This window comes from Pseudomonas sp. SDO55104_S430 (assembly GCF_054070595.1).
In genome coordinates, this window is record NZ_JBSVXG010000096.1 from 1 (window position 1) to 21,424 (window position 21,424).

17 protein-coding genes are annotated in these 21,424 nt (G+C 61.9%); 16 read left to right on the forward strand and 1 reads right to left on the reverse strand.

Annotated elements, in window-relative coordinates:
• Positions 1–218: 218 nt before the first annotated feature.
• From cbiE to ACW9JE_RS17470, 11 genes are all read left to right on the forward strand, one after another.
• A complete protein-coding gene (gene cbiE, locus ACW9JE_RS17420) occupies positions 219–1,430 on the forward strand; it encodes a precorrin-6y C5,15-methyltransferase (decarboxylating) subunit CbiE (RefSeq protein ID WP_457433428.1) in 1,212 nt (403 codons plus the stop codon).
• An 18-nt stretch (positions 1,431–1,448) separates the two neighbouring features.
• On the forward strand, positions 1,449–2,180 hold the full coding sequence (locus ACW9JE_RS17425) for a cobalt-precorrin-6A reductase (RefSeq protein ID WP_457433429.1): 732 nt from the start codon (positions 1,449–1,451) through the stop codon (positions 2,178–2,180).
• Positions 2,181–2,364: 184 nt separating this feature from the next.
• Positions 2,365–2,673, forward strand: a complete 309-nt coding sequence (locus ACW9JE_RS17430; RefSeq protein ID WP_224536244.1) for a type II toxin-antitoxin system RelE/ParE family toxin — start codon at positions 2,365–2,367, stop codon at positions 2,671–2,673.
• Positions 2,670–2,960 carry an addiction module antidote protein gene (locus ACW9JE_RS17435; RefSeq protein WP_224536241.1) on the forward strand — a complete coding sequence of 97 codons (291 nt, stop codon included), beginning with the start codon at positions 2,670–2,672 and terminating at the stop codon, positions 2,958–2,960. Before ACW9JE_RS17430 ends, ACW9JE_RS17435 begins: the two co-directional genes overlap by 4 nt.
• Before the next feature lie 182 nt (positions 2,961–3,142).
• Entirely contained in the window at positions 3,143–3,541 is a 399-nt protein-coding gene (locus ACW9JE_RS17440; RefSeq protein ID WP_457433430.1) for a DUF2946 domain-containing protein, read from the forward strand.
• A 48-nt stretch (positions 3,542–3,589) separates the two neighbouring features.
• Positions 3,590–4,069: a copper chaperone PCu(A)C gene (locus ACW9JE_RS17445; protein ID WP_457433431.1), complete on the forward strand. Its 480-nt coding sequence runs from the start codon at positions 3,590–3,592 to the stop codon at positions 4,067–4,069.
• 21 nt (positions 4,070–4,090) lie between these two features.
• On the forward strand, positions 4,091–4,528 hold the full coding sequence (locus ACW9JE_RS17450) for a DUF2946 domain-containing protein (protein WP_457433432.1): 438 nt from the start codon (positions 4,091–4,093) through the stop codon (positions 4,526–4,528).
• Between the two features lie 49 nt (positions 4,529–4,577).
• A complete protein-coding gene (locus ACW9JE_RS17455) occupies positions 4,578–5,957 on the forward strand; it encodes a PepSY-associated TM helix domain-containing protein (RefSeq protein WP_457433433.1) in 1,380 nt (459 codons plus the stop codon).
• Between the two features lie 377 nt (positions 5,958–6,334).
• Complete coding sequence (locus ACW9JE_RS17460) at positions 6,335–7,123, forward strand: ABC transporter ATP-binding protein (RefSeq protein ID WP_457433434.1); 789 nt, start codon at positions 6,335–6,337, stop codon at positions 7,121–7,123.
• Entirely contained in the window at positions 7,120–8,067 is a 948-nt protein-coding gene (locus tag ACW9JE_RS17465; protein ID WP_457433435.1) for an ABC transporter substrate-binding protein, read from the forward strand. Before ACW9JE_RS17460 ends, ACW9JE_RS17465 begins: the two co-directional genes overlap by 4 nt.
• A complete protein-coding gene (locus ACW9JE_RS17470; protein WP_224536227.1) occupies positions 8,064–9,074 on the forward strand; it encodes a FecCD family ABC transporter permease in 1,011 nt (336 codons plus the stop codon). Before ACW9JE_RS17465 ends, ACW9JE_RS17470 begins: the two co-directional genes overlap by 4 nt.
• A gap of 140 nt (positions 9,075–9,214) precedes the next feature.
• Here the strand turns inward: ACW9JE_RS17470 and ACW9JE_RS17475 are convergent, their stop codons facing one another.
• Complete coding sequence (locus tag ACW9JE_RS17475) at positions 9,215–15,190, reverse strand: hypothetical protein (RefSeq protein ID WP_457433436.1); 5,976 nt, start codon at positions 15,188–15,190, stop codon at positions 9,215–9,217.
• Positions 15,191–15,513: 323 nt separating this feature from the next.
• On the opposite strand from ACW9JE_RS17475, the gene urtA reads away from it, so the two are divergent.
• The 5 genes from urtA to urtE all read left to right on the forward strand — a co-directional run bounded on the left by urtA (position 15,514) and on the right by urtE (position 21,232).
• Complete coding sequence (gene urtA / locus ACW9JE_RS17480; RefSeq protein WP_224536223.1) at positions 15,514–16,779, forward strand: urea ABC transporter substrate-binding protein; 1,266 nt, start codon at positions 15,514–15,516, stop codon at positions 16,777–16,779.
• A gap of 166 nt (positions 16,780–16,945) precedes the next feature.
• Positions 16,946–18,448, forward strand: coding sequence for an urea ABC transporter permease subunit UrtB (urtB, locus tag ACW9JE_RS17485; protein WP_457433437.1), 1,503 nt, complete (start codon positions 16,946–16,948; stop codon positions 18,446–18,448).
• Positions 18,448–19,527: an urea ABC transporter permease subunit UrtC gene (gene urtC, locus ACW9JE_RS17490; protein ID WP_457433438.1), complete on the forward strand. Its 1,080-nt coding sequence runs from the start codon at positions 18,448–18,450 to the stop codon at positions 19,525–19,527. The genes urtB and urtC overlap by 1 nt, the downstream gene beginning before the upstream one ends.
• Positions 19,524–20,393, forward strand: a complete 870-nt coding sequence (urtD, locus tag ACW9JE_RS17495; RefSeq protein WP_457433439.1) for an urea ABC transporter ATP-binding protein UrtD — start codon at positions 19,524–19,526, stop codon at positions 20,391–20,393. Before urtC ends, urtD begins: the two co-directional genes overlap by 4 nt.
• A gap of 140 nt (positions 20,394–20,533) precedes the next feature.
• On the forward strand, positions 20,534–21,232 hold the full coding sequence (gene urtE, locus ACW9JE_RS17500; RefSeq protein WP_224536215.1) for an urea ABC transporter ATP-binding subunit UrtE: 699 nt from the start codon (positions 20,534–20,536) through the stop codon (positions 21,230–21,232).
• Positions 21,233–21,424 lie beyond the last annotated feature (192 nt).

Consider the following 21,424-nt stretch of genomic DNA (forward strand, 5'->3'; position numbering starts at 1 on the left):
CGAAGCGGCCCCAAAAAGATGGGACTGCTACGCAGTCCAACGGGGGCAAGCCCCCTCGCCACAAAGTCCTCATCCTATCTACCTGGTCCCAGGCCACCCGCCCCACGTCCACTACAATTCCGGCGAATGCCACCCCACCGCGCTATCATGCGCGACCGCCAGACAACCAGCGTCAGACGCGGAGATGACTTGGCTTCGATACAGAGAAGAGGAACAGCATGACCCCCTGGCTGACAGTGGTAGGCATTGGCGAAGACGGCTTCAAGGGGCTCGGCAAAAATGCGCGGCACGCTCTGCTCAAGGCGTCGCGGATCGTTGGCGCGCAGCGGCAGCTGGATCTGTTGCCCGTCTGCATCCGTGGCGAGCGGCAATTGTGGCCCAGTCCCTTTTCTCTGGAGCCGGTGCTGGCCCGTCGTGGCGAATCGGTCTGTGTCCTGGCCAGCGGCGATCCGATGTTCTTCGGCGTCGGCGCCAGCCTTGCGCGGCAAGTCGCCAGCGACGAAATGCTGATCCTGCCCGCGCCTTCTTCCTGCTCGCTGGCCGCAGCCCGCATGGGCTGGCCCCTGCAGGACGTGGTCACTCTGTCGGTGGTGGCCCGTCCTGTCGCTGCGCTCAATGCCCAGTTGGCCAGCGGCCAGCGTTTGCTGGTGTTGAGCAACGACGGTAGCAGTCCCGCCTTGATCGCTTCACTGTTGCGCGAGCGTGGCTTTGGTCCGAGCCGCCTCACAGTGCTCGAACACTTGGGCGGTGAGTCCGAGCGGCGCATCGACAATGTTGCCAGCGACTGGACTGATGAGGCCGTCGCCGATTTGAACCTGATCGCCATCGACTGCATCGCCGAACCTGGGGCACCACGCCTATCGCGCCTCGCCGGCTTGCCTGACAGCGCGTTCAAGCACGACGGCCAACTGACCAAGCGCGATGTGCGGGCAATCACCCTCGCCCGCCTTGCCCCGATGCCCGGCGAACTGTTGTGGGACGTCGGCGCCGGCAGCGGCTCGATCGGCATCGAATGGATGCGCGCCCACCCGAGCTGCCGGGCCCTGGCCATCGAGTCCGACGACGGGCGCCAGCAATTGATCGAACATAACCGCGACACCCTCGGCGTGCCCGGACTGCAATTGATCCGCGGTCGCGCCCCGCAAGCCCTCGACGGACTGGAACGCCCGGACGCGATCTTCATCGGCGGCGGCGTCACCCGCGAAGGCGTGCTTGAGGCCTGCTGGGCCGCGCTCAAACCCGGCGGCCGGCTGATTGCCAATGCGGTCACGCTGCAAAGCGAAATGACCCTGATGACCTGGCGTGAACAGCACGGCGGCGAACTGACCCGCATCCATATCGCCCAGGCCCAGCCCTTGGGCGAGTTCGACACCTGGCGCCAGGCCCTGCCGATCACAATCCTGGACCTGACCAAACCCCTCACCCTCTGACCCCGCCGGAGCTTTTCGATGAAACGCATTCTGCTGCTGGGCGGTGTGACCGAGGCCCTGGCCATCGCCCGCACCCTCGGTCCCGAACACATCTACAGCCTGGCCGGCATCGGACGGGTTCCCACCGACCTCACCTGCCAGGTGCGCGTCGGCGGTTACGGCGGCGCCGAAGGCCTGGCGCAGTTCATCCGCGATGAGCGGATCGACCTGCTGCTCGACGCCACCCACCCCTACGCCGCCAAAATCAGCCATAACGCCGCACAAGCCGCACACCTGAGCGGCATCCCCTGCTGGGCCCTGCGCCGCCCGGCGTGGCAGCCCCAGGCCGGCGACGACTGGCGCGAAGTCAGCGACTGGCCCGAACTGATCGAAGCCCTGAAACCCTTCCACCGTCCGCTGTTCACCCTGGGCCGCGAGCCCCTGCAGCATCTCGACGAAATCCCCGCCAACCAGTTCTGGACCCTGCGCGCCCTGGACGTTTACCCCGGCAACGAGCGCTGCGAAGTCATCGGCGCCCGCGGCCCCTTCCTGATCGACGACGAACGCGCCTTGTTCGAACGGCGACAGATCGACGTGTTGATCAGCAAGAACAGCGGCAGCACCGCGACGGAACCGAAGCTGGAAGTGGCGCGCGAGCGCGGGGTGCCGGTGCTGGTGTTGAAGCGGCCGGTTTTGCCGGTGGTAGAGCGGGAGTTTGGGGCGGTCGGAACATTACTGTCAGCTTTGTCGGAGTATTCCCGAAACGTGTAAATGCCCTTGAAACAGCTGACAATTTTTCAGGAAAGGGCCGGCTGTTTTTCTCACAGGTTCCAACTCTAAAGTCGCATTCCTTCAACTCGATCAAGTACGCCGGCATACCATTCAACAAGAAGAATTACTTCATTGCCGAAATGGTCAGCTTGCCAATTTGTATCCCAAGGAATACGATCAAAAAATGTTCGACTTTGAACAGTCTCGCGTTTTCGCCATATGGCTCGATTCACTGAAAGACACTTTGGGAAAGGCCCGCATCATCGCCAGAATCAAAGCAGCTGAGCATGGAAACTTTGGTGATTGCGCGCCAGTCGGCGCGTCAGTCCATGAAATGCGAGTTCATCATGGTCCCGGATACAGGATCTATTTCACACGCCGGGGCGAAGTGGTCTATCTGCTGCTGGTGGGTGGTGACAAGTCGACTCAAAAACGCGATATCAAGCGCGCCATCCAAATGGCGCAAAACATCGGCAATGGGAGTGAATCATGACCGAACAATTTTCCCGTTTCGACGCCGCCGAGTTTCTCAAATCGCCTCAAGAAATGGCCGCCTATCTGGATGCCTGTTTTGAAGAGGATGCAGGTGATGGAGTGCTGATTCGCGCGGCACTCAACGACATCGCTCGTGCTCAGGGCATGACTCAGGTGGCCCGGGATGCGGGGGTGGGTCGCGAAAGCTTGTACAAAGCATTGAGCAGTAACGGTAACCCGGAATTCGCAACGATCATTAAGGTGATGAAAGCTCTGGGGATGCGATTGCACGCGGTTGCGGTTTGATTGCAGGACGTCGGCGCGCAATTCTGAACAAAGCTCAACCAATACTGGCAATCTGCAATTCACCGCTATCATCTAAGCTATGGAAACGTTCTGCGACACCATACCGCACGGCGTTTTTTTACTTATCGGCATGGTCAGGCTAAATTGCCGCGCTTGACCACCCACTGAACCGGAACTGCCCCATGTCCCGTCAACGGCTCGCAATTGCCTGGATAGCCTGCTTTGCAGTGCTGTTCAATTTGCTCGCCATGCCGATGAGTGGTGCGATGGCGCAGTCGACGAAATCCCCGGTCGAGCAGTTGTTGTGGGGCAGTTTCTGTACGTCCGGCGGCAGCAAGATGGTGGCGATATCTCTGGGGGGTATCGAGCAGAAAGCGCCACAAAGCGACGATCATTCCAACATGCAGCATTGCTGGTGCTGTTCCGGCTCGGCGCCTGTGGTGGCGTTGCCCGGGCACGTGCCGCAGCTGTATTTCGCGCAGTTCGAGTCCAATCGAAGCCTGCCTCCCGCCTCACTCGAAACACCAACACCCCGTCAGCAATGGCCCAGCCTGAACCCCCGCGCCTCCCCTCTGGTGTGATTCCTACTCGCAATTGATCTGCGTCTTGAATCATTCTGGAGAAACATCATGCTGAATAAACTCATCGTTGTGGCCGCCCTGTTGCTGCCTGCCTGCTTTGCAAATGCCCACGAATACAAGGCCGGGGAGCTGGAGATCGCGCATCCGTGGTCCCAGGAGCTCCCGCCCAACGCGCCGAACGTCGCCGCCTATTTCGTGATCCACAACGAAGGCAAGACAGCCGACCGCCTGCTGAGTGTCGACTCGCCGATTTCCGGCGATGCGCAATTGCATGAGCATGTGATGCAGAACGACGTTATGAAAATGCAGCACGTTGCCGCCGTGGATATCCCCGCTGGCGGCGAAGTCACTTTTGCGCCAATGGCTTACCACGTGATGCTGCTGAACCTGAAAGACCGCAGCCTGCTGACCGACGGAAAACGCTTCCCGATGACCCTGCACTTCGAGAAAGCCGGTGACGTAAAAGTTGAAGTGGTGGTGCAGAAGCAGGCGCCGGAAGACGGCGAAAAACACGCCCACGCTCAGTAACCGACAGAGCAGACAACGCTCATGCGCCCGCTTAGCGCCAGGTCATTCAGCCCCCGTCGTCAGTCATCGAGCCTGACGCGCGGCAGCTGGATCAGCCTGTTCGCCATGTTGATGATCTTCATCGGCCCGCTGGTTTCCCAGTCGATGCCGATGGACTCGCACGCCACGACCATGGCCATGAGCATGTCGATGGACATGCCGGCGATGGATCATGCCGAGCACGACGCGCAACCCGATGCCGAACACTGCCCGCCCCACGCCGGTCATCATGCCCTGTGGGAAAAATGCGGCTATTGCAGCTTGCTGTTCAACTGCCCGGCCCTGACCGGTGTTGCGTCCTTCACGGCATTCGACACGCCACCGACAAGCACCTACACAACACCCTCCCCCCGCCTGGGCCATGCCCGGACGGCCTTCTTCCCCGGCGCCCGCACCCGCGCCCCGCCGACCATCACGTAATCCCGCGCCCCCATAACTAAAAGACCTGAGCTTTCGCGGAGCACACGTGATGAAACAGCCCAAAGTGAATTTCTACAATCTCGCCTGGCGCTGGCATTTCTATGCCGGCCTGTTCGTGGCGCCATTCATGGTGATGCTGGCCCTGACCGGCACCATTTACCTGTTCAAGCCTCAACTCGATTCATTGATGTACAGCAGCCTGCTGAACGTACCGGCCGGCCATCACACCATCCCCGCCGATGACCTTCTCAAGCGCGTGAAAGACGCCTACCCGCAAGGCACGATCAAACAGTACCTGCCACCGGTCGACGCCGAGCGCAGCGCACAGTTCGTCGTGCTCGACAGCGGCAAGGAGCTGAACGTATTTCTTGATCCATACCACGGCGACATCCTCGGCGAGCAGGACGCGAAGAAGAACCTGCAGGCCATCGCCCGGGCGATTCACGGCGAGCTGATGATCGGCACCGTCGGCGACCGCCTGGTGGAAATGGCCGCCGGCTGGGGTGTGGTGCTGGTGGTGTCCGGGGTCTTCCTGTGGTGGCCGCGCGGTCAGGCCGCCGGCATTTTGTGGCCTCGTCTGACCAGTCGCGGACGGGTGCTGTGGCGTGATTTGCATGCCGTCACCGGCTTCTGGGGCGCTTCGCTGCTGCTGGTGATGCTGCTCAGCGGCATGACCTGGACCGGTTTCTGGGGCCAGCAATACGCCGCAGTGTGGAACGTCTTCCCGGCAGCGATGTGGGACAACGTGCCCAAGTCCGACGTCGAAGCGCGCAGCCTCAACGAAGCCCACCGCCAGACCGTGCCTTGGGCCATGGAAAATACGCCGATGCCGATGTCCGGCGACCATGCCGAACACATGAATCACGATGGTGCACACGCCGGCCCCGCAGCGCCGACCATCAGCCTGCAGGATGTGCAGAACATCGCCACCCGGAGCAAGGTCGAGCCGGGTTACAGCATCACGATGCCGACCACCGCGACCGGTGTGTTCACCATCGCGGTATTCGCCGATGACCCGCGCAACGACGCCACCCTGCATGTCGATCAGTACACCGGCAAGGTCCTGGCCGATGTGCGTTTCGAGCAATACGGCACAGTTGCCCGCGCCACGGAAATCGGTGTGATGCTGCATGAAGGCAAGATGTTCGGCGTGGTCAATCAGATCATCGTCCTGCTGATCTGCCTGATGATCCTGCTCAGCGCCGTCAGCGGCGTGGTGATCTGGTGGAAACGTCGTCCACAAGGCAAGTTCGGCGTGCCGCCGCTGCGTCATGACCTGCCGAAGTGGAAAACCGCGATGGTGATCATGTTCGCCCTGGCAGTGGCCTTCCCGTTGGTGGGGGCTTCGCTGGTGGTGGTCTGGCTGCTCGACAAGCTGCTGCTGTCGCGCTTCACCCGGGAAACTGAGAGCGCCTCAACTTCATCATGAAACAGGTGAGATGCGCGGTTTAGAGGGACCTGTACACTTGCCGCGCTGACGGCAGCGCCCGACCCGCAGCCTTGCCATGGCGGCAAGTGCTGCGGGTTTTGTTTTTGAAGAAGTGATTGGCCTTGTGGCCCTATCGCGAGCAGGCTCGCTCCCACAGTGGTTTGGTGTACGCCGATTAACTGTGGGAGCGGGCTTGCTCGCGAATGCGGTGTGTCAGGCGGCCAAGATGTTGGATTTGCCGGCCTCTTCGCGGGCAAGCCCGCTCCCACAGTGGATCGATGGTGAATGTGAAATCTAACTACACCGCAAATCCTTGTGGGAGCGGGCTTGCCCGCGATGAGGCCCTCAGCAACACCGAAAAACTTCAGAGTAATTGCATGACCTCGCTCAACCTCACAAACCTCACCTGGTCCCCCTTGGGCCACGGCCATTGTCATCACCAGTTCCGGCTGCATGACGCCTCTTTGCAGGTGGCGCCCGGTGAGTTCGTCGGTCTGATCGGCCCCAACGGCAGTGGCAAGACCAGTCTGTTGCGCTGCGCCTGGCGGTTCAGCAGGCCGGAAGGCGGTGAGGTCCGGCTCGATCATCACAATGTCTGGAAGCAATCTTCGCGCTGGTGCGCGCAGCGTATCGCTGTGGTCTTGCAGGAGTTCCCCGAGGCCTTCGGCCTGACCGTCGACGAGGTGGTCGCCATGGGGCGCACGCCGCACAAAGGCCTGTTCGACGGGGACACGCTGGAGGATCGCAACCTTATAGCCCAGGCCCTCGAATCAGTCGGCCTGAAAGGCTTCGAAGACCACGCCTTCTCCACCCTCTCCGGCGGTGAAAAACAACGGGTGATCCTCGCCCGCGCCCTGGCCCAGCAGCCGCAACTGCTGATCCTCGACGAACCCACCAACCACCTCGACCCGCGCTACCAGCTCGAGCTGCTGCAATTGGTCAAGCGCCTGAAGATCGGCACCCTGGCCAGCATCCACGACCTCAACCTGGCCGCCGCCTTCTGCGATCGCCTGTACGTGATCAACCACGGCCGCATCGTCGCCAGCGGCACACCGCAGGAAGTCCTGACCACCTCACTGCTGCGCAATGTCTTCGGCGTCGAAGCCTTGATCGATGAACACCCACTGCACGGCTACCCACGAATCACCTGGATAACCCAACCATGATTATGCGTTCCCTTTTGTACGTATCCCTGTTACTCACCAGCGCCCAGGCAATGGCCGAGGCCACGCATTACCCGCTGACGGTCCAGAGCTGCAACCGCGAAGTGACCTTCCAACAGGCACCGAAACACGCGGTCAGCCACGACATCAACATGACCCAGATGATGCTCGCCCTCGGCCTAAAGCCGCAGATGGCCGGCTACAGCGGCGTGTCCGGCTGGAAGTCGGTGACGCCCGAAATGCAAAGCATCCTCGACGGCTTGCCGGAGCTCGCAGCCAAATACCCTTCGGTGGAAACCCTGCTCAATGCCAACGTCGACTTCTTCTTCGCCGGCTGGGATTACGGCATGCGCGTGGGCGGCGATCTCACGCCGCAGACCCTGCAACCGCTGGGCATCAACGTCTACGAATTGACCGAGTCCTGCGCCTTCGTGATGAAGCGTCCTGCGGCCACTCTGGAAGACACCTACAACGACCTGCGCAACCTAGGGAAAATCTTCGACGTGCAGGATCGCGCCAACGCTCTGATCGGCGAGATGCAGGCCAAGGTCGCCGGGATTCGCAAAAACCTGCCCGCCGAAAAACCACGGGTGTTCCTGTACGACAGCGGCGAAGACCGCGCCATGACCTCGGGCCGTCTGGGCATGCCGCAAGCGCTGATCGATGCCGCCGGCGGGCGCAATGTGCTGGATAACGTCGAGGCAAGCTGGACCCGGGTCAACTGGGAGAACGTGGTCGAACGCAATCCGCAGGTGATCGTGATCGTCGACTACGGCGAGGTCACCGCCGAACAGAAAGTGCAGTTCCTGCTGAACAACAAGGCGCTGCAATCGGTGGACGCGATCAAGCAGCAGCGCTTCATCGTCATTCCCTACGTGCAGGCCACGCCAGGGATCGACAACGTGCTGGCCGTACAAACCCTGGCTGAAGGCTTCCACGGCGGATGAGCAATCCTCGCTTCGCCTTGTGGCTGATCGTCCTCGGCGCGCTGTTGCTGGTGTCCTGCGTGGTGTCGCTGGGCTTCGGCCCGGCGCGGGTGCCGGTGGATGTGGTGGGACGCATCCTGCTGCACAAACTGTTCAGTGTTGGCGTGCCGGACTGGAGTGCCGGGCAGGAGCACATCGTCTGGCTGATCCGGGTGCCGCGCATGTTGCTCGGGGCGCTGGTCGGCGCCGGGCTGGCGTTGATCGGCGCGGTGCTGCAAGCGGTTACGCGTAACCCGCTGGCCGATCCGCATCTGCTCGGGGTCACGTCCGGCGCAACCCTGGGCGCGGTGATCGTGGTGCTGCATGTGGGGGAAATCGTCGGCCTGCTGACCTTGCCCATCGCCGCGTTCATCGGTGCGCTGTTGAGCATGCTGGCGGTGCTGATGATCGCCAGCCGCCACGGCCGCCTGGACAGCGATCGCCTGTTGTTGTGCGGTGTGGCGGTGTCGTTCGTGATGATGGCGATCGCCAATCTGCTGCTGTTCATGGGCGATCACCGCGCCAGTTCCGCAGTGATGTTCTGGATGCTCGGCGGGCTCGGGTTGGCGCGCTGGGAGTTGCTCGCGGTGCCGGCGATCAGCGTGCTGCTCGGGCTGGTTTTGCTGCTGGGCATGGCGCGGTCGCTGAATGCGCTGATGGCGGGCGAGCAGACGGCGGTCACCCTTGGGTTGAATGCCCGGACGGTGCGCCTGCGGGTGTTCGTGATTGCCTCGCTGATGACGGGGGTGCTGGTGTCGATCAGCGGGTCCATCGGGTTTGTCGGCTTGATGGTGCCGCATATTGCCCGGCGGTTGATCGGGGCGGAACACCGGCGGTTGCTGCCGGTTTGCGGGTTGCTGGGGAGTGTGTTTCTGGTGTGGGTGGATGTTGCGGCACGCACGCTGATTGCGCCGGAAGATCTGCCGATTGGCGTGGCGACGGCGGCTTTAGGCGGGTTGTTCTTCATTGGCCTGATGCGCAGGCGCTGATCTCGCTCCACAGGGAATCGGTGGAACCTGTGGGAGCGAGCCTGCTCGCGATGGGCGTTAACGATGACGTGGGGTGTCTGATTTCCCGCGGTGTCTGGTCTTCCATCGCGAGCGTGCTCGCTCCTACAGGGTTTGTGTTGTCAGAGTTTTCGTCGGCTCATGTCGCGCAGCAGTTTGGGTGTCAGTTGGCCTCGCGGGTTCCAGAATTCGTCTGGCTCCAGTACGTCGAGCCTGCCGCTTAGAATCAGCGTATTGAACACCTCCTGCAGCTTCGACCGGGTGACGCCTTTTTCCACGTCGTACCAGTCATCGAGCAGCACCTTGGACTCGCCATCCAGGTAACTCGGCTTGTAGGCCAGCAACGCGCCCTGGCGAGGGGTCAGGTAGTAGCGGCTGTCGGCGATCTCATAGGTGTTGAGCAACGCGATGCAGGCCCTGATCTCATCGTGGGCCACGAAGTTGCGGTAAAGCGCTTCCTCGAACCGGCTGCTGAATCGCTGTGGCGTGTGATCCACCTTGTAGAGTTGTTGCACACCCATCACCTCATAACCGGCCGGGTACTTTTTCGTCTTGCCGGGATTGGTTCGCGAGTAACCTCGAAACATCACACCGGCAAACAGTCGACGAAACGCCGGAGTATCGTCCCGCGGGCCCAACGCTACCGTGGGGCCTGCGTCATCCAGCGGCTCGGTGGCCACGAAGTTCGCCTTGCCGTCCCGCAGAATCACGCCCAACGCGGCCTTTTCACGGGCGTTGCGCCACACATGTCGCGCGGCATCATCGGGGTGGGCAAACAACGGGCCCAGGGTCAGGGGCTGATCATCGGATACCGGACGTTCCTCGACCTTGCCTGACCCCCAGGTCGAGCCGACGCGGCCCACCGTCGCCCAGGTCGCGCTGCGGACCAGCACCTCCAGCCGGCCATTGCCCGCGACCTTGCGAATGTACTCCGCAGGATTGCCATCGCCCTGCAGCGACTTCACATAAGCCGTCAGCCGTGAATGAGTTTGCAGATCACTGTCCAGGCCTGCAGCGTCGTACTTGAGCAACGCACCATCGGCGCACGACAGGTACAACGACTGAAACCGCGTCACCGCCCCCGAATCGATCACTTCCACGGCCGACAGCGCCTTCAGGAGCACCGTGGGTGGAATGAAACTGCGATACACCTCGGAGCTCGGCAGCTCATCCGGTTGCCGGGCCGGGGCGCACAGGTAAATGCCCTGCACCTGATACCCGGTCGGCAACTGGCCGCGAGGGAATATCCGCTCGGAAGGAAACCTCAAATCATCCGCCGTGACCGGCAGGCTGGTGACCGCATGCCCCAGGCGCTGCGATGTCAGCACCAGCCCGAAGCTCCAGTGCTCGCGTTTGCCGGCACGCCCATGGGCATGTCGCACGGCATCGTCCATGTGACAGAACGCCGGGCTCAATGCCCGATCCGCCGTGGCGAAACGCACGGATTCCGGTGCTTGATAGCCGTTTTTCAGCAGCTGCCAGCCAGCGCTCAGCTTCTGCGCAGGGCCCCAGAGACTGCTGCTCTGTACCACTTGCACCCTGCCAACCCCGATCAACTGGTCGACCCACTCCACAGGCGTTCCCGCGCCACTGCGCATCCGCCGTTCGATCAGGTTGCTCAACGGATCATGAGGGGTGTCATTGGAGGGAGCGAGCTGGCTTTCAAGTGTCGCCAGACGCGTTGAGAGCTGGCTCTTCTGCGCGGCACTCAGCAGCGCATGATCTTCGTCCTGCAAGGTGAATGAGAGGATCGAGCCCTGGGCGCCGAGCAGGTATTCGTGGGTCCACAGGTGACCCGAAGCGAGGGCCGTGGCCAACACGTCGGTGGAGAAGAAATCACGATAGACCTCCCGCTCCTGACCCGACACCAGGAACGGCAACTGGTTGGCGACCCGGCTGCGATAACGGGCGACAATCTTGCAGCCAGGAGCCAGCAACTCGGAGGCCACATCCTCGTCCGGCAGAATCCACTTCGGATCGAAGTTCTCGCTGACCACCGGCAACGGTTCAGTGGCGACAAACAGGCCGTCGGTGCGCTTGAGCACCAGCCCGCCGTGAGTCTGATCGCGATCTGCACCGAGCATCCGCTCGACATGCCGTACCGCATCGGCCTGATTGGTGTACGCCGCCGTCAACGCGCGACGAGTGAACCGCGAGTAAGGCTTCCACTCGGCATTCAGCCTGGAAGTGCTCGACGGTCCCCAGCAGTCATTGCCTTGCACGACGGTCAACCAGCTTTGGGAGATGACCCGGTCGATAAAGTCCCGGGCCTGCAACTGCCCGTTTTGCAACTGCGAATGCACATCCTCATTCACGCCCGACGGTTGGACGCGGGCATCGAACAGGGTCGTCGAATTGGGCGACTGGTATTTCAGCAGCGCCCGGTCGAGGGTCGAAAGGTAAACGGGCAAACCGAAGTTTTCGTCCTTGGCGCGCAGGCGACGGGCCTCGAAGAAGCCTTCATACAAATCCCTGGACGAGGTGAAATGCTGACCCAGCCACTGCTCGGTCGCGCCGAGATTTTTCGGCAGCCACAGCCGCGCATAAAACAGCGCGAATGGCTTGAATGACGCGGGATACATGAACTCGCCTGCGTCGTCGGTCTTGAACAGGCTGGCCCTGGAAAACAGCGGCTGGCTGTCGCTGGCCGGCAGCGTTTCACTGACCACGTACTCGTCTTTATCCGTGTGCTTGAGGACGAAGGCAAAACCGGTCTGGTCCGGACCGCTGCGCCGCAGACGCTCATGGGCATCACGGGCCGCTGCGTCCGCGTCGTTGAATATCGCACCGAACGCCACTTGCTCCGGCGTCTCGGCATCGCGGGGAGCGGGAAAGGCTTTCCACCACTCGGGGATCATTCCGCGCGCGCCCCACAACTCGCTGGCGATCACCACCCGCAAGCCACCGGCGGCGGCCAGCTGTTTGACGATGTCCTCAGGTTTCGAGGCGCCGCTCGCCAGATCCTGGGCCATGCGACTGCCGCCGGGGGCAGGCGCCACCTCTTTGAGCAAGGCATTTTCATCCGCCGAGCCGCTGATGTCGTAGGCGATCAGGGCGTCTTCGGCGGCGGAAAGCCAGGCGGTCATCGCGTGCTGGCGATTCTGCAGAATGGCGTGCAGATCGCCGTCGGAGAACAGTTGCCCATCGATGCTCGCCTGCTCGCGGGTCCAGGAATGGCGCTTCATTCGCTGCGGGTCGTACAGTGAGAGCGCCAGGCGCGAGGCGTACACACCGCGCAGTGCATGATGTTCAGGCAGGATCGGTCTGCCGGAGGCATCAACGGGATAGACATACCCCGGGGCGAAGCGTCCCGACGGGCCGACAGCCCAGGGTTCGGTCGCGACAAACCGGCCATCCTCGCGCTCCATGACATAACCGCAGAACTCATAGTCGCGAATGTCGCCGATCAGCTCGTGGGCATAACGCGCCGCATCGTCCGCCGTGAGAAACGCCGGGCTCAGGCGCTGTTTCGGATAACCTGCAAAAGGCACCCAGGACAGTCCCACTTCGCCCTCGACATCCCACAACTTGCCCGTGCGCACCACTGACAGCGCACCCACCGCCGCCACCCGCCAGACAAACGCCTCGGGGGTCAGCGTGCCTTTCTCCAGTTCGCGTTGCTCACCGCTATCCGTCACGACGCCATGCGGATCGACGCCGTACAAGCGGCTTTCCTGGGTCGACCCGGAAAATCCATAACGCAACTGCGCGCCATCCCGGGTGCTGAGATACAGAGCCAGCCCCGCCCTCTTATGCAGGCGAGCGGTGCCGACAGCGGCGGCGAAATCCGTGGCCGAGATAAAACTCTCATAGAGCCAGCGTTGTGTGGGAATCGCGTGGGTGTCCGGCAAGGACTGGTAGCAGACAGCCTGAAGCTCATAGCCAGCCGGAAGTGAAGGACTGCCCTGATCATTCGCCGCAAAGGCCTGCAGGGCCGAGAAAAAGGAGGTTTTGCTGGTATCGACCACGACGGGATCGGTGACCACATAGTCGTCGGTCTTCTGACTCTTGAGAATGAACGCGACCTGCCTGACCTCGGGCTTGGCGCGCATCAGATCGTGAACCCACTGCGCCCCCGTCTCGAGATTCTGGAACACCCAGCTCATCGCGGGGGCCACCGGGGCGTCGGAAACGAAGGGTTCAAAGGCCACCCAGGTGCTTGGCACTTTGCCCCGCGAGCCTTTCCACACCGGGCTTGAATTGAGCACCGTCAACTCGCCGATGCTGACGAGTTTCTTGACCAGGGTTTCAGCCGTGCCGTCATAGCCGTCGAACTGCACGCCGATCTCCCCGGTCTTGACCGCACCGTCGAGCACCGTGCTGAAGTTGCGCTCCTGCTGAGTCCCGCCTCGCACGTATTTGATCAGCGACTCATCGGGACCCGAGTTGTACAGCGTCGTGATCGAGTCGCGGCCCGAGGTGACGGTCTCCAGATGCTGGAGGCTCGGCAAGCTGGTGTGCAGTGCTATGCGCTCGTTCGACCAGCCAGGCTGCATGGCCTTGAGCTTCGCTCGCACGTCCGAACTGGCGTTGTAGACCGCGGTGTAACGATAGCCTGGAAGCTCGACTTTCCGATCGGACACACCGCCGGCAAAGGGCAGGTTTGCGTCCTTTTTCCACTGGTCGCCGCTGACCGGCGCGGTGGCGAAGAACTTGCCGTCGCTGCGCTCCAGCACGTAGCCCAGTTGGTCGATGTCACGCCGGGCGTTCATCTGATAGTGAACGTGGCGGGCGGCATCATCGGCGGTCAGAAACGCCGGGCTCAGGGATTGGTGGATGCGCTCGAAGGGACGCCAGTTCTGTCCGACGACGCCGGCCTTGTCCCAGATGCCGCCGGCCTGCAGCACACTCAAGCGACCGGCAGCCGCCACCTGCAGGACAAATTCGAAGGGACTCAGGGCACCTGACTTAAGGGCGTTCTGCAGCGTTTCACCACCACCGGCCATCAGCGCTGTTTCAGCCTCGGAACCGGAGCAGGTGTAACTCAGCAAGGCCTTGGTTTCCGTGCGCTGGTAGAGAGTCAGGGCCCGACCCTGCTCTTGAAGGTAAACGTCCTTGCGCGACTGCTCGATCAGATCGGCAAGTTCGGCGGGAGAAAAGAAGTTCTTGTACAGCCAGGCCTGTTTGGCGGGGATCTGCACGGGCTTGGCGGGGGATACCGCATAGAAGCCATCGATGCGAAAACCCGAAGGCAGTTTCCGCCCGCCCGCTTCGCGAACCGGAAACTCCTCGAGCATTGAGGCAATCGACGGCAGATCGCGGACCGGGAACGTACCGACATACTCATTCTTGCCTTGAGCCTTGAGAATCACACCCATGAAGCGGATGCCGGCAGCAGCGCTTTCGGTGTTCATCATCTTGTCGATCACCTTGATCGGTTGATCGAGGATCGGTGTGCAGAACGGTTGCTCAGTCTCAACCTCAGAGGTGTTCGCCGGCTCATTGATGACCCACGGCCCGACAAATCGTCCCCTGACGTCGCCCCATAACTCGTTGGGCACGACCACGCTCAGCGCGCCAGCCTGCGCCAGTTCATCGATGATTTCTTCCAGATGGTTATAGTTCCCGGAAGGACGGTTTTGCTTGAGCTCCAGTGCGAGTGAGTCTTCCTCGGGCGATCCGCTGGGCATGTACTTGAGCAGACAGGTTTCGCCGCCGGACAGGTAAAAGGCCTTGGCGAAATCCCTGTGCCGGATCATGAAAGCCTTCTCACCGTCGGTGAAAAAGTTCAGCGCCACTTCGGCGGCGTCGTCCGGCAGCGCCGGGTACTTCTTCTTCACCTGCTCCAGAACGTTCGGGTGGGAGTTGTAAAGGCCGTAGCAGGTGTATCCGGCGGGATGGATGAAGTTGCCTTTGGCATCCACTGTCAGCAGTTTTTTGAAGTCCACGTGCAAGTTGCCGCCAATGGGTTTGGTCGCAAAAAACCGCCCGCCTTCGCCCTGCAGAATCAGCCCGCCGTATTCCTTGTCGCGGTTTTTGCCAATCGCCTCGTGGGCAAACCGCGCGGCATCGTCGGCATTGATAAAGGGCGGACTGAGCGCGGGCAGCACAATGCTCGCCCTGGTTGAATGCTGAGTGCGGTTCGATTCGTTATCCATAACGTCCTCTTCCATGAAGTTGAAAATCGGGGTGCGTTCGCGCGCAAGCCGCGGCAAATCGCACGCCTCCAATCATCGGCATTCGTGATTCATGGCAGCGGTACATAAGTCTTCGCTCACTCGATTCGGCGCAGCACCAGATAGGCGCATGGCGTGCACTGCACCCGCGAATCCGGCGCCAACCTGGTGCGAACATCAGCGATCTGCAGAGTTTCAACCCTTTGAATGCCGGCCTTCCCGCCTTGGGCACAGCCCTTGCTAAAGACCCTTCAGTCGTTCGCATCTGCCACCAAGAAAATTCATAAGCTCATGGAGATCGCACAATGAAGCGTCGCAGTTTGATCAAGGCTTTCACGCTCTCGGCCAGCATTGCCGCAATGGGTTTGACCTGGACCGTCCAGGCCGCCGAAACCATCAAGGTCGGGATTCTGCATTCGTTGTCCGGGACCATGGCGATCTCCGAAACGTCGCTCAAGGACATGGCCTTGATGACCATCGACGAGATCAACGCCAAGGGTGGCGTCAACGGCAAGATGCTCGAGCCGGTGGTCGTGGACCCGGCCTCGAACTGGCCGCTGTTCGCCGAGAAAGGCCGGCAGTTGCTGACCCAGGACAAGGTCGCGGTGGTGTTCGGTTGCTGGACCTCGGTGTCGCGCAAATCGGTGCTGCCGGTGTTCGAGGAACTCAACGGCCTGCTGTTCTATCCGGTGCAGTACGAAGGCGAAGAGATGTCGCCGAACGTGTTCTACACCGGCGCTGCGCCGAACCAGCAGGCGATCCCGGCCGTGGAGTATTTGATGAGCGAAGAAGGCGGCGGCGCCAAGCGCTACTTCCTGCTGGGCACCGACTACGTCTACCCGCGCACCACCAACAAGATCCTGCGCTCGTTCCTGCATTCCAAGGGCGTGGCCGACAAGGACATCGAAGAGGTCTACACCCCGTTCGGCCACAGCGACTATCAAACCATCGTCGCCAACATCAAGAAGTTCTCGGCCGGCGGCAAGACCGCGGTCATCTCCACCGTCAACGGCGACTCCAACGTGCCGTTCTACAAGGAACTGGCCAACCAGGGCCTGAAGGCCACCGACGTTCCGGTGGTGGCGTTCTCGGTGGGCGAAGAAGAACTGCGCGGCATCGACACCAAGCCGCTGGTGGGCAACCTCGCGGCGTGGAACTACTTCGAGTCGGTGGAGAACCCGGTGAACAAGAAGTTCGTCGATGACTGGAAGGCCTACGCGAAGAAACACAACCTGCCGGGCGCCGACAAGGCAGTGACCAACGACCCGATGGAAGCCACCTACGTGGGCATTCACATGTGGGCGCAGGCGGCGGAAAAAGCCAAGTCCACCGACGTCGACAAGGTCCGCGAAGCCCTCGCTGGCCAGACCTTCGCCGCACCGTCGGGCTACACCCTGACCATGGACAAGACCAACCACCACCTGCACAAGCCGGTGATGATCGGCGAGATCCAGGCCGACGGTCAGTTCAACGTCGTCTGGCAGACCGACGGCCCGCTCCGTGCGCAGCCGTGGAGCCCGTTCATTCCGGGTAACGACAAGAAGCCGGAGTATGCGGTGAAGAGCAACTGAGCCAATGGGTGTCGGGGCCGAGCACTCAACTGTGCCCCGATACAGTTTCTCCCTGTGGGAGCGAGCCTGCTCGCGATGGCGGTGTGTCAGTCACCGTGATGTTGGATGTGCCGCCCTTATCGCGAGCAGGCTCGCTCCCACAATGTCCGCACCAAGGCGACTTCTTATGCCCACTGCCCTCTACCGTTTGTTCCTTGCCCTCGCACTTTTGCTGCCGATGGCCACCTACGCCGGCGATGCCGAAGACTTCGTATCCGCCAACCCCACCCAGCAAGCCAGACTCCTGGAAGCCTGGGCCGCACAACCCGACCCTGCGCGCATCGAACTGATCAACGCCCTGCAACAAGGCGAGCTGACCGTCGATGGCCAACCAAAAACCCTGCGCCTGAACAACCGCCTGCGCGGCCTGATCGACACCGCCCTGGCCAGCCATCAACTGCTCGCCGCCGACGCCAAACTGCGTCTGGCCGCCGCACAGCAATTGCAGAAAAGCGCAAAACCCGCGCAGCTGAAATTCCTCGACCGGCAACTGGCGGGCGAACAAGACGAGAACGTCCACGCCGCCCTGAGCCTGGCCCTGGCCAATCTGCAACTGGTGGACGCCGACCCGGCGATCCGTCTTGCCGCCGTGCGCCTGCTCGGCGAAACCGGAGACCCGCTGGCCCGCACGCGCCTCGAAAGCCTGCTGGAACCGGGCGCCGAAACCGACGCCACCGTGCGCACCGCCGTGGAAACCAGTCTCGCCCAGGTCAAACGCAAACTGCTGATGGGCGAACTCCTCGGCCAGGCCTTCAGCGGCATGTCCCTGGGTTCGATCCTGCTGCTCGCCGCTCTGGGTCTGGCGATCACCTTCGGCCTGCTCGGGGTGATCAACATGGCCCACGGCGAGATGCTGATGCTCGGCGCCTACTCGACCTACGTGGTGCAGCTGATGTTCCAGCGTTTCGCGCCGCAGGCCATCGAGTTCTATCCGTTGATCGCACTGCCCGTGGCGTTCTTCGTCACCGCCGCCATCGGCATGGCCCTGGAACGCACGGTGATCCGCCATCTCTACGGCCGCCCGCTGGAAACCCTGCTCGCCACCTGGGGCATCAGCCTGATGCTGATCCAGCTGGTGCGCCTGCTGTTCGGCGCGCAGAACGTCGAAGTGGCCAACCCGGCCTGGCTGTCCGGCGGGATTCAGGTGCTGCCCAATCTGGTGCTGCCGTACAACCGCATCGTCATCATCGCCTTCGCACTGTTTGTGGTGGTTCTGACCTGGCTGCTTCTGAACAAGACCCGCCTGGGCCTGAACGTTCGTGCCGTCACGCAGAATCGCAACATGGCCGCCTGCTGCGGCGTGCCCACCGGGCGCGTCGACATGCTCGCCTTTGGCCTGGGTTCCGGCATCGCCGGCCTGGGCGGCGTAGCCCTGAGCCAGATCGGCAACGTCGGCCCTGACCTCGGCCAGAGCTACATCATCGACTCGTTCCTGGTGGTGGTGCTGGGCGGCGTCGGGCAACTGGCGGGCAGCGTGTTCGCCGCCTTTGGTCTGGGCATCGCCAACAAGTTTCTCGAACCGCAGATCGGTGCCGTGCTCGGCAAGATCCTCATCCTCGCGCTGATCATTCTGTTCATCCAGAAACGTCCGCAAGGCCTCTTCGCACTCAAAGGAAGGGTGATCGACTGATGAACCAGCCTCTCTTAGTCACCGCCACACAAAAGGCCGGCCCCAGGGTCACGATCGCCATCGGCGTCGTGTTGCTTGCTCTGCTGATCGCCCTGCCGCTGCTGTCTTTGTTGCCGGCGGAAAGCTCGCTGCATGTCTCGGCCTACACCCTGACGTTGATGGGCAAGATCCTCTGCTACGCCATCGTCGCCCTCGCGCTGGATCTGGTCTGGGGTTACGCGGGTTTGCTGTCCCTCGGCCACGGTTTGTTCTTCGCCCTCGGCGGTTACGCGATGGGCATGTACCTGATGCGCCAGGCTTCGGGCGATGGCCTGCCGGCGTTCATGACCTTCCTGTCGTGGACCGAGCTGCCGTGGTACTGGGCCGGCACCAGCAGCTTCCTCTGGGCCATGTGTCTGGTGGTATTGGCGCCGGGGTTGCTGGCCTTCGTGTTCGGATTCTTCGCCTTCCGCTCGCGGATCAAGGGCGTGTATTTCTCGATCATGACCCAGGCCCTGACCTTCGCCGGCATGCTGCTGTTTTTCCGCAACGAGACCGGTTTTGGCGGCAACAACGGCTTCACCAACTTTCGTACGATTCTCGGCTTCGGCATCACCGAACCCGGCACCCGCGCGGTGCTGTTTCTGGCCACGGTGCTGTTGCTGGTGGCGAGCCTGTTCATTGGCTGGCGTCTGGCGCAAAGCAAGTTCGGCCGGGTGCTGACGGCCCTGCGTGACGCGGAGAATCGCCTGATGTTCTGCGGTTACGATCCACGGGGTTTCAAGCTGTTCGTCTGGGTGTTGAGCGCAGTGCTGTGCGGGCTTGCCGGTGCGCTGTACGTGCCGCAGGTAGGCATCATCAACCCGAGCGAAATGTCGCCGACCAACTCCATCGAAGCTGCGGTCTGGGTGGCGCTCGGTGGCCGTGGAACACTGATCGGGCCGCTGCTCGGCGCCGGCGTGGTCAACGGCATGAAGAGCTGGTTCACCGTGGCTTTTCCTGAATATTGGCTGTTCTTTCTGGGCGCGTTGTTCATTGTCGTGACGCTGTATCTGCCCAAGGGTGTGATTGGTCTGCTTAGAAAACGAGGTGAATCATGAAAACTCCTGCGACGGCTGATTTCATGCTCGAACCGGCCTTCTACCCTCCGCAACCGAACAAGGATGCCGGCAGCAGCCGCGATGCCATTGGCCTGGGTCAACGCGTCGGCCCCGGCCTGGATACCCGCCACGGCACCATCCTGACCCTGGAGGACATCAGCGTCAGCTTCGACGGTTTCAAGGCGCTGAACGATCTGAACCTGTACATCGGCGTCGGCGAACTGCGCTGCATCATCGGCCCCAACGGCGCGGGCAAGACCACGCTGATGGACGTGATCACCGGCAAGACCCGCCCCACACACGGCAAGGCCTGGTTCGGCGAAACCCTGGACCTGACACAGATGAGCGAAGTACAGATCGCCCAGGCCGGCATCGGTCGCAAGTTCCAGAAGCCGACGGTGTTCGAGGCGTTGAGCGTGTTCGAGAACCTGGAGCTGGCGCAGAAAACCGACAAGTCGGTGTGGGCCAGCCTGCGGGCTCGGTTGAGTGGCGAACAGAAGGATCGCATCAGCGAAGTGCTGGAAACCATTCGCCTGACCACCTCGGTCAATCGCCCGGCGGGTTTGCTGTCCCACGGGCAGAAGCAGTTTCTGGAGATCGGCATGTTGCTGATGCAGGACCCGCAACTGCTGTTGCTCGACGAACCGGTGGCGGGCATGACCGATGCCGAAACCGAATTCACCGCGGAACTGTTCAAGAGCCTGGCGGGCAAGCATTCGCTGATGGTGGTGGAGCATGACATGGGCTTTGTCGGTTCGATTGCCGACCACGTGACGGTGCTGCACCAGGGCAGCGTGCTGGCCGAGGGGTCGCTGGAGCAGGTGCAGGACAATGAGCGGGTGATCGAGGTTTACCTCGGTCGTTAAGATTTGCGAATACAGAACCTGTGGGAGCTGGCTTGCCAGCGATGGCGGTGGGTCAGTCAGTATCCATTTCGGATTAGCCGGCCTCATCGCTGGCAAGCCAGCTCCCACAGGGTTTTGTGTGTAACACAAGGAATCGGGAAATGCTGCAAGTCGAAAAACTGCACCAATACTACGGCGGAAGCCACATCCTGCGCGGCCTGAGCTTCGACGTGAAGGTCGGCGAAGTCACCTGCCTGCTCGGGCGCAACGGCGTGGGCAAGACCACCCTGCTCAAGTGCCTGATGGGCCTGCTGCCTGCCAAGGAAGGCGCGGTGAACTGGGAAGGCAAAGCCATCACCGGCTTCAAGCCACACCAGCGGGTCCACGCCGGGATCGCCTACGTGCCCCAGGGCCGGGAAATCTTCGGCCGGCTGACGGTGGAAGAAAACCTGTTGATGGGCCTGTCGCGCTTTCCCGGCAGTGAAGCGAAGGAAGTCCCAGCCTTCATCTACGAGCTGTTCCCTGTGCTGCTGCAAATGAAACACCGACGCGGCGGCGACCTGTCCGGCGGTCAGCAACAGCAACTCGCCATCGGCCGCGCACTGGCCAGCCGCCCGCGCCTGCTGATCCTCGACGAACCCACCGAAGGCATCCAGCCGTCGGTGATCAAGGAAATCGGCGCGGTGATCAAGAAACTCGCGGCGCGCGGCGACATGGCGATTCTGTTGGTGGAGCAGTTCTACGATTTCGCCGCGGAACTGGCTGATCAGTATCTGGTGATGTCCCGTGGTGAAATCGTGCAGCAGGGGCGTGGTGAAAACATGGAAGCCGAGGGCGTGCGCGGGTTGGTCACGATCTGAATCCGTGAACCATTTTGTTACATCACGCATCGGAAGACGCCTCCTTCTGGTGCGCCCGACCCTCAGCAGCCATCCACCTTCCCAAGCCAAAACACGAACCCTGTAGCAGCTGGCGAAGCCTGCGTCCGGCTGCGAAGCAGTCGTAAAACCTGAGCGCGAGGTCTGCCTGATACACCGCGCCAGCCGATTTGA

Bases quoted from the DNA above. Each gene is read 5' to 3' on its own strand.
- urtE (WP_224536215.1), top strand. From the start codon at position 20,534: ATGCTGCAAGTCGAAAAACTGCACCAATACTACGGCGGAAGCCACATC.
- ACW9JE_RS17455 (WP_457433433.1), top strand. From the start codon at position 4,578: ATGAAACAGCCCAAAGTGAATTTCTACAATCTCGCCTGGCGCTGGCAT.
- ACW9JE_RS17425 (WP_457433429.1), top strand. From the start codon at position 1,449: ATGAAACGCATTCTGCTGCTGGGCGGTGTGACCGAGGCCCTGGCCATC.
- ACW9JE_RS17435 (WP_224536241.1), top strand. From the start codon at position 2,670: ATGACCGAACAATTTTCCCGTTTCGACGCCGCCGAGTTTCTCAAATCG.
- ACW9JE_RS17450 (WP_457433432.1), top strand. From the start codon at position 4,091: ATGCGCCCGCTTAGCGCCAGGTCATTCAGCCCCCGTCGTCAGTCATCG.
- urtB (WP_457433437.1), top strand. From the start codon at position 16,946: ATGCCCACTGCCCTCTACCGTTTGTTCCTTGCCCTCGCACTTTTGCTG.
- ACW9JE_RS17470 (WP_224536227.1), top strand. From the start codon at position 8,064: ATGAGCAATCCTCGCTTCGCCTTGTGGCTGATCGTCCTCGGCGCGCTG.
- cbiE (WP_457433428.1), top strand. From the start codon at position 219: ATGACCCCCTGGCTGACAGTGGTAGGCATTGGCGAAGACGGCTTCAAG.
- ACW9JE_RS17465 (WP_457433435.1), top strand. From the start codon at position 7,120: ATGATTATGCGTTCCCTTTTGTACGTATCCCTGTTACTCACCAGCGCC.
- ACW9JE_RS17440 (WP_457433430.1), top strand. From the start codon at position 3,143: ATGTCCCGTCAACGGCTCGCAATTGCCTGGATAGCCTGCTTTGCAGTG.
- ACW9JE_RS17475 (WP_457433436.1), bottom strand. From the start codon at position 15,190: ATGGATAACGAATCGAACCGCACTCAGCATTCAACCAGGGCGAGCATT.
- urtD (WP_457433439.1), top strand. From the start codon at position 19,524: ATGAAAACTCCTGCGACGGCTGATTTCATGCTCGAACCGGCCTTCTAC.
- ACW9JE_RS17460 (WP_457433434.1), top strand. From the start codon at position 6,335: ATGACCTCGCTCAACCTCACAAACCTCACCTGGTCCCCCTTGGGCCAC.
- ACW9JE_RS17430 (WP_224536244.1), top strand. From the start codon at position 2,365: ATGTTCGACTTTGAACAGTCTCGCGTTTTCGCCATATGGCTCGATTCA.
- ACW9JE_RS17445 (WP_457433431.1), top strand. From the start codon at position 3,590: ATGCTGAATAAACTCATCGTTGTGGCCGCCCTGTTGCTGCCTGCCTGC.
- urtC (WP_457433438.1), top strand. From the start codon at position 18,448: ATGAACCAGCCTCTCTTAGTCACCGCCACACAAAAGGCCGGCCCCAGG.
- urtA (WP_224536223.1), top strand. From the start codon at position 15,514: ATGAAGCGTCGCAGTTTGATCAAGGCTTTCACGCTCTCGGCCAGCATT.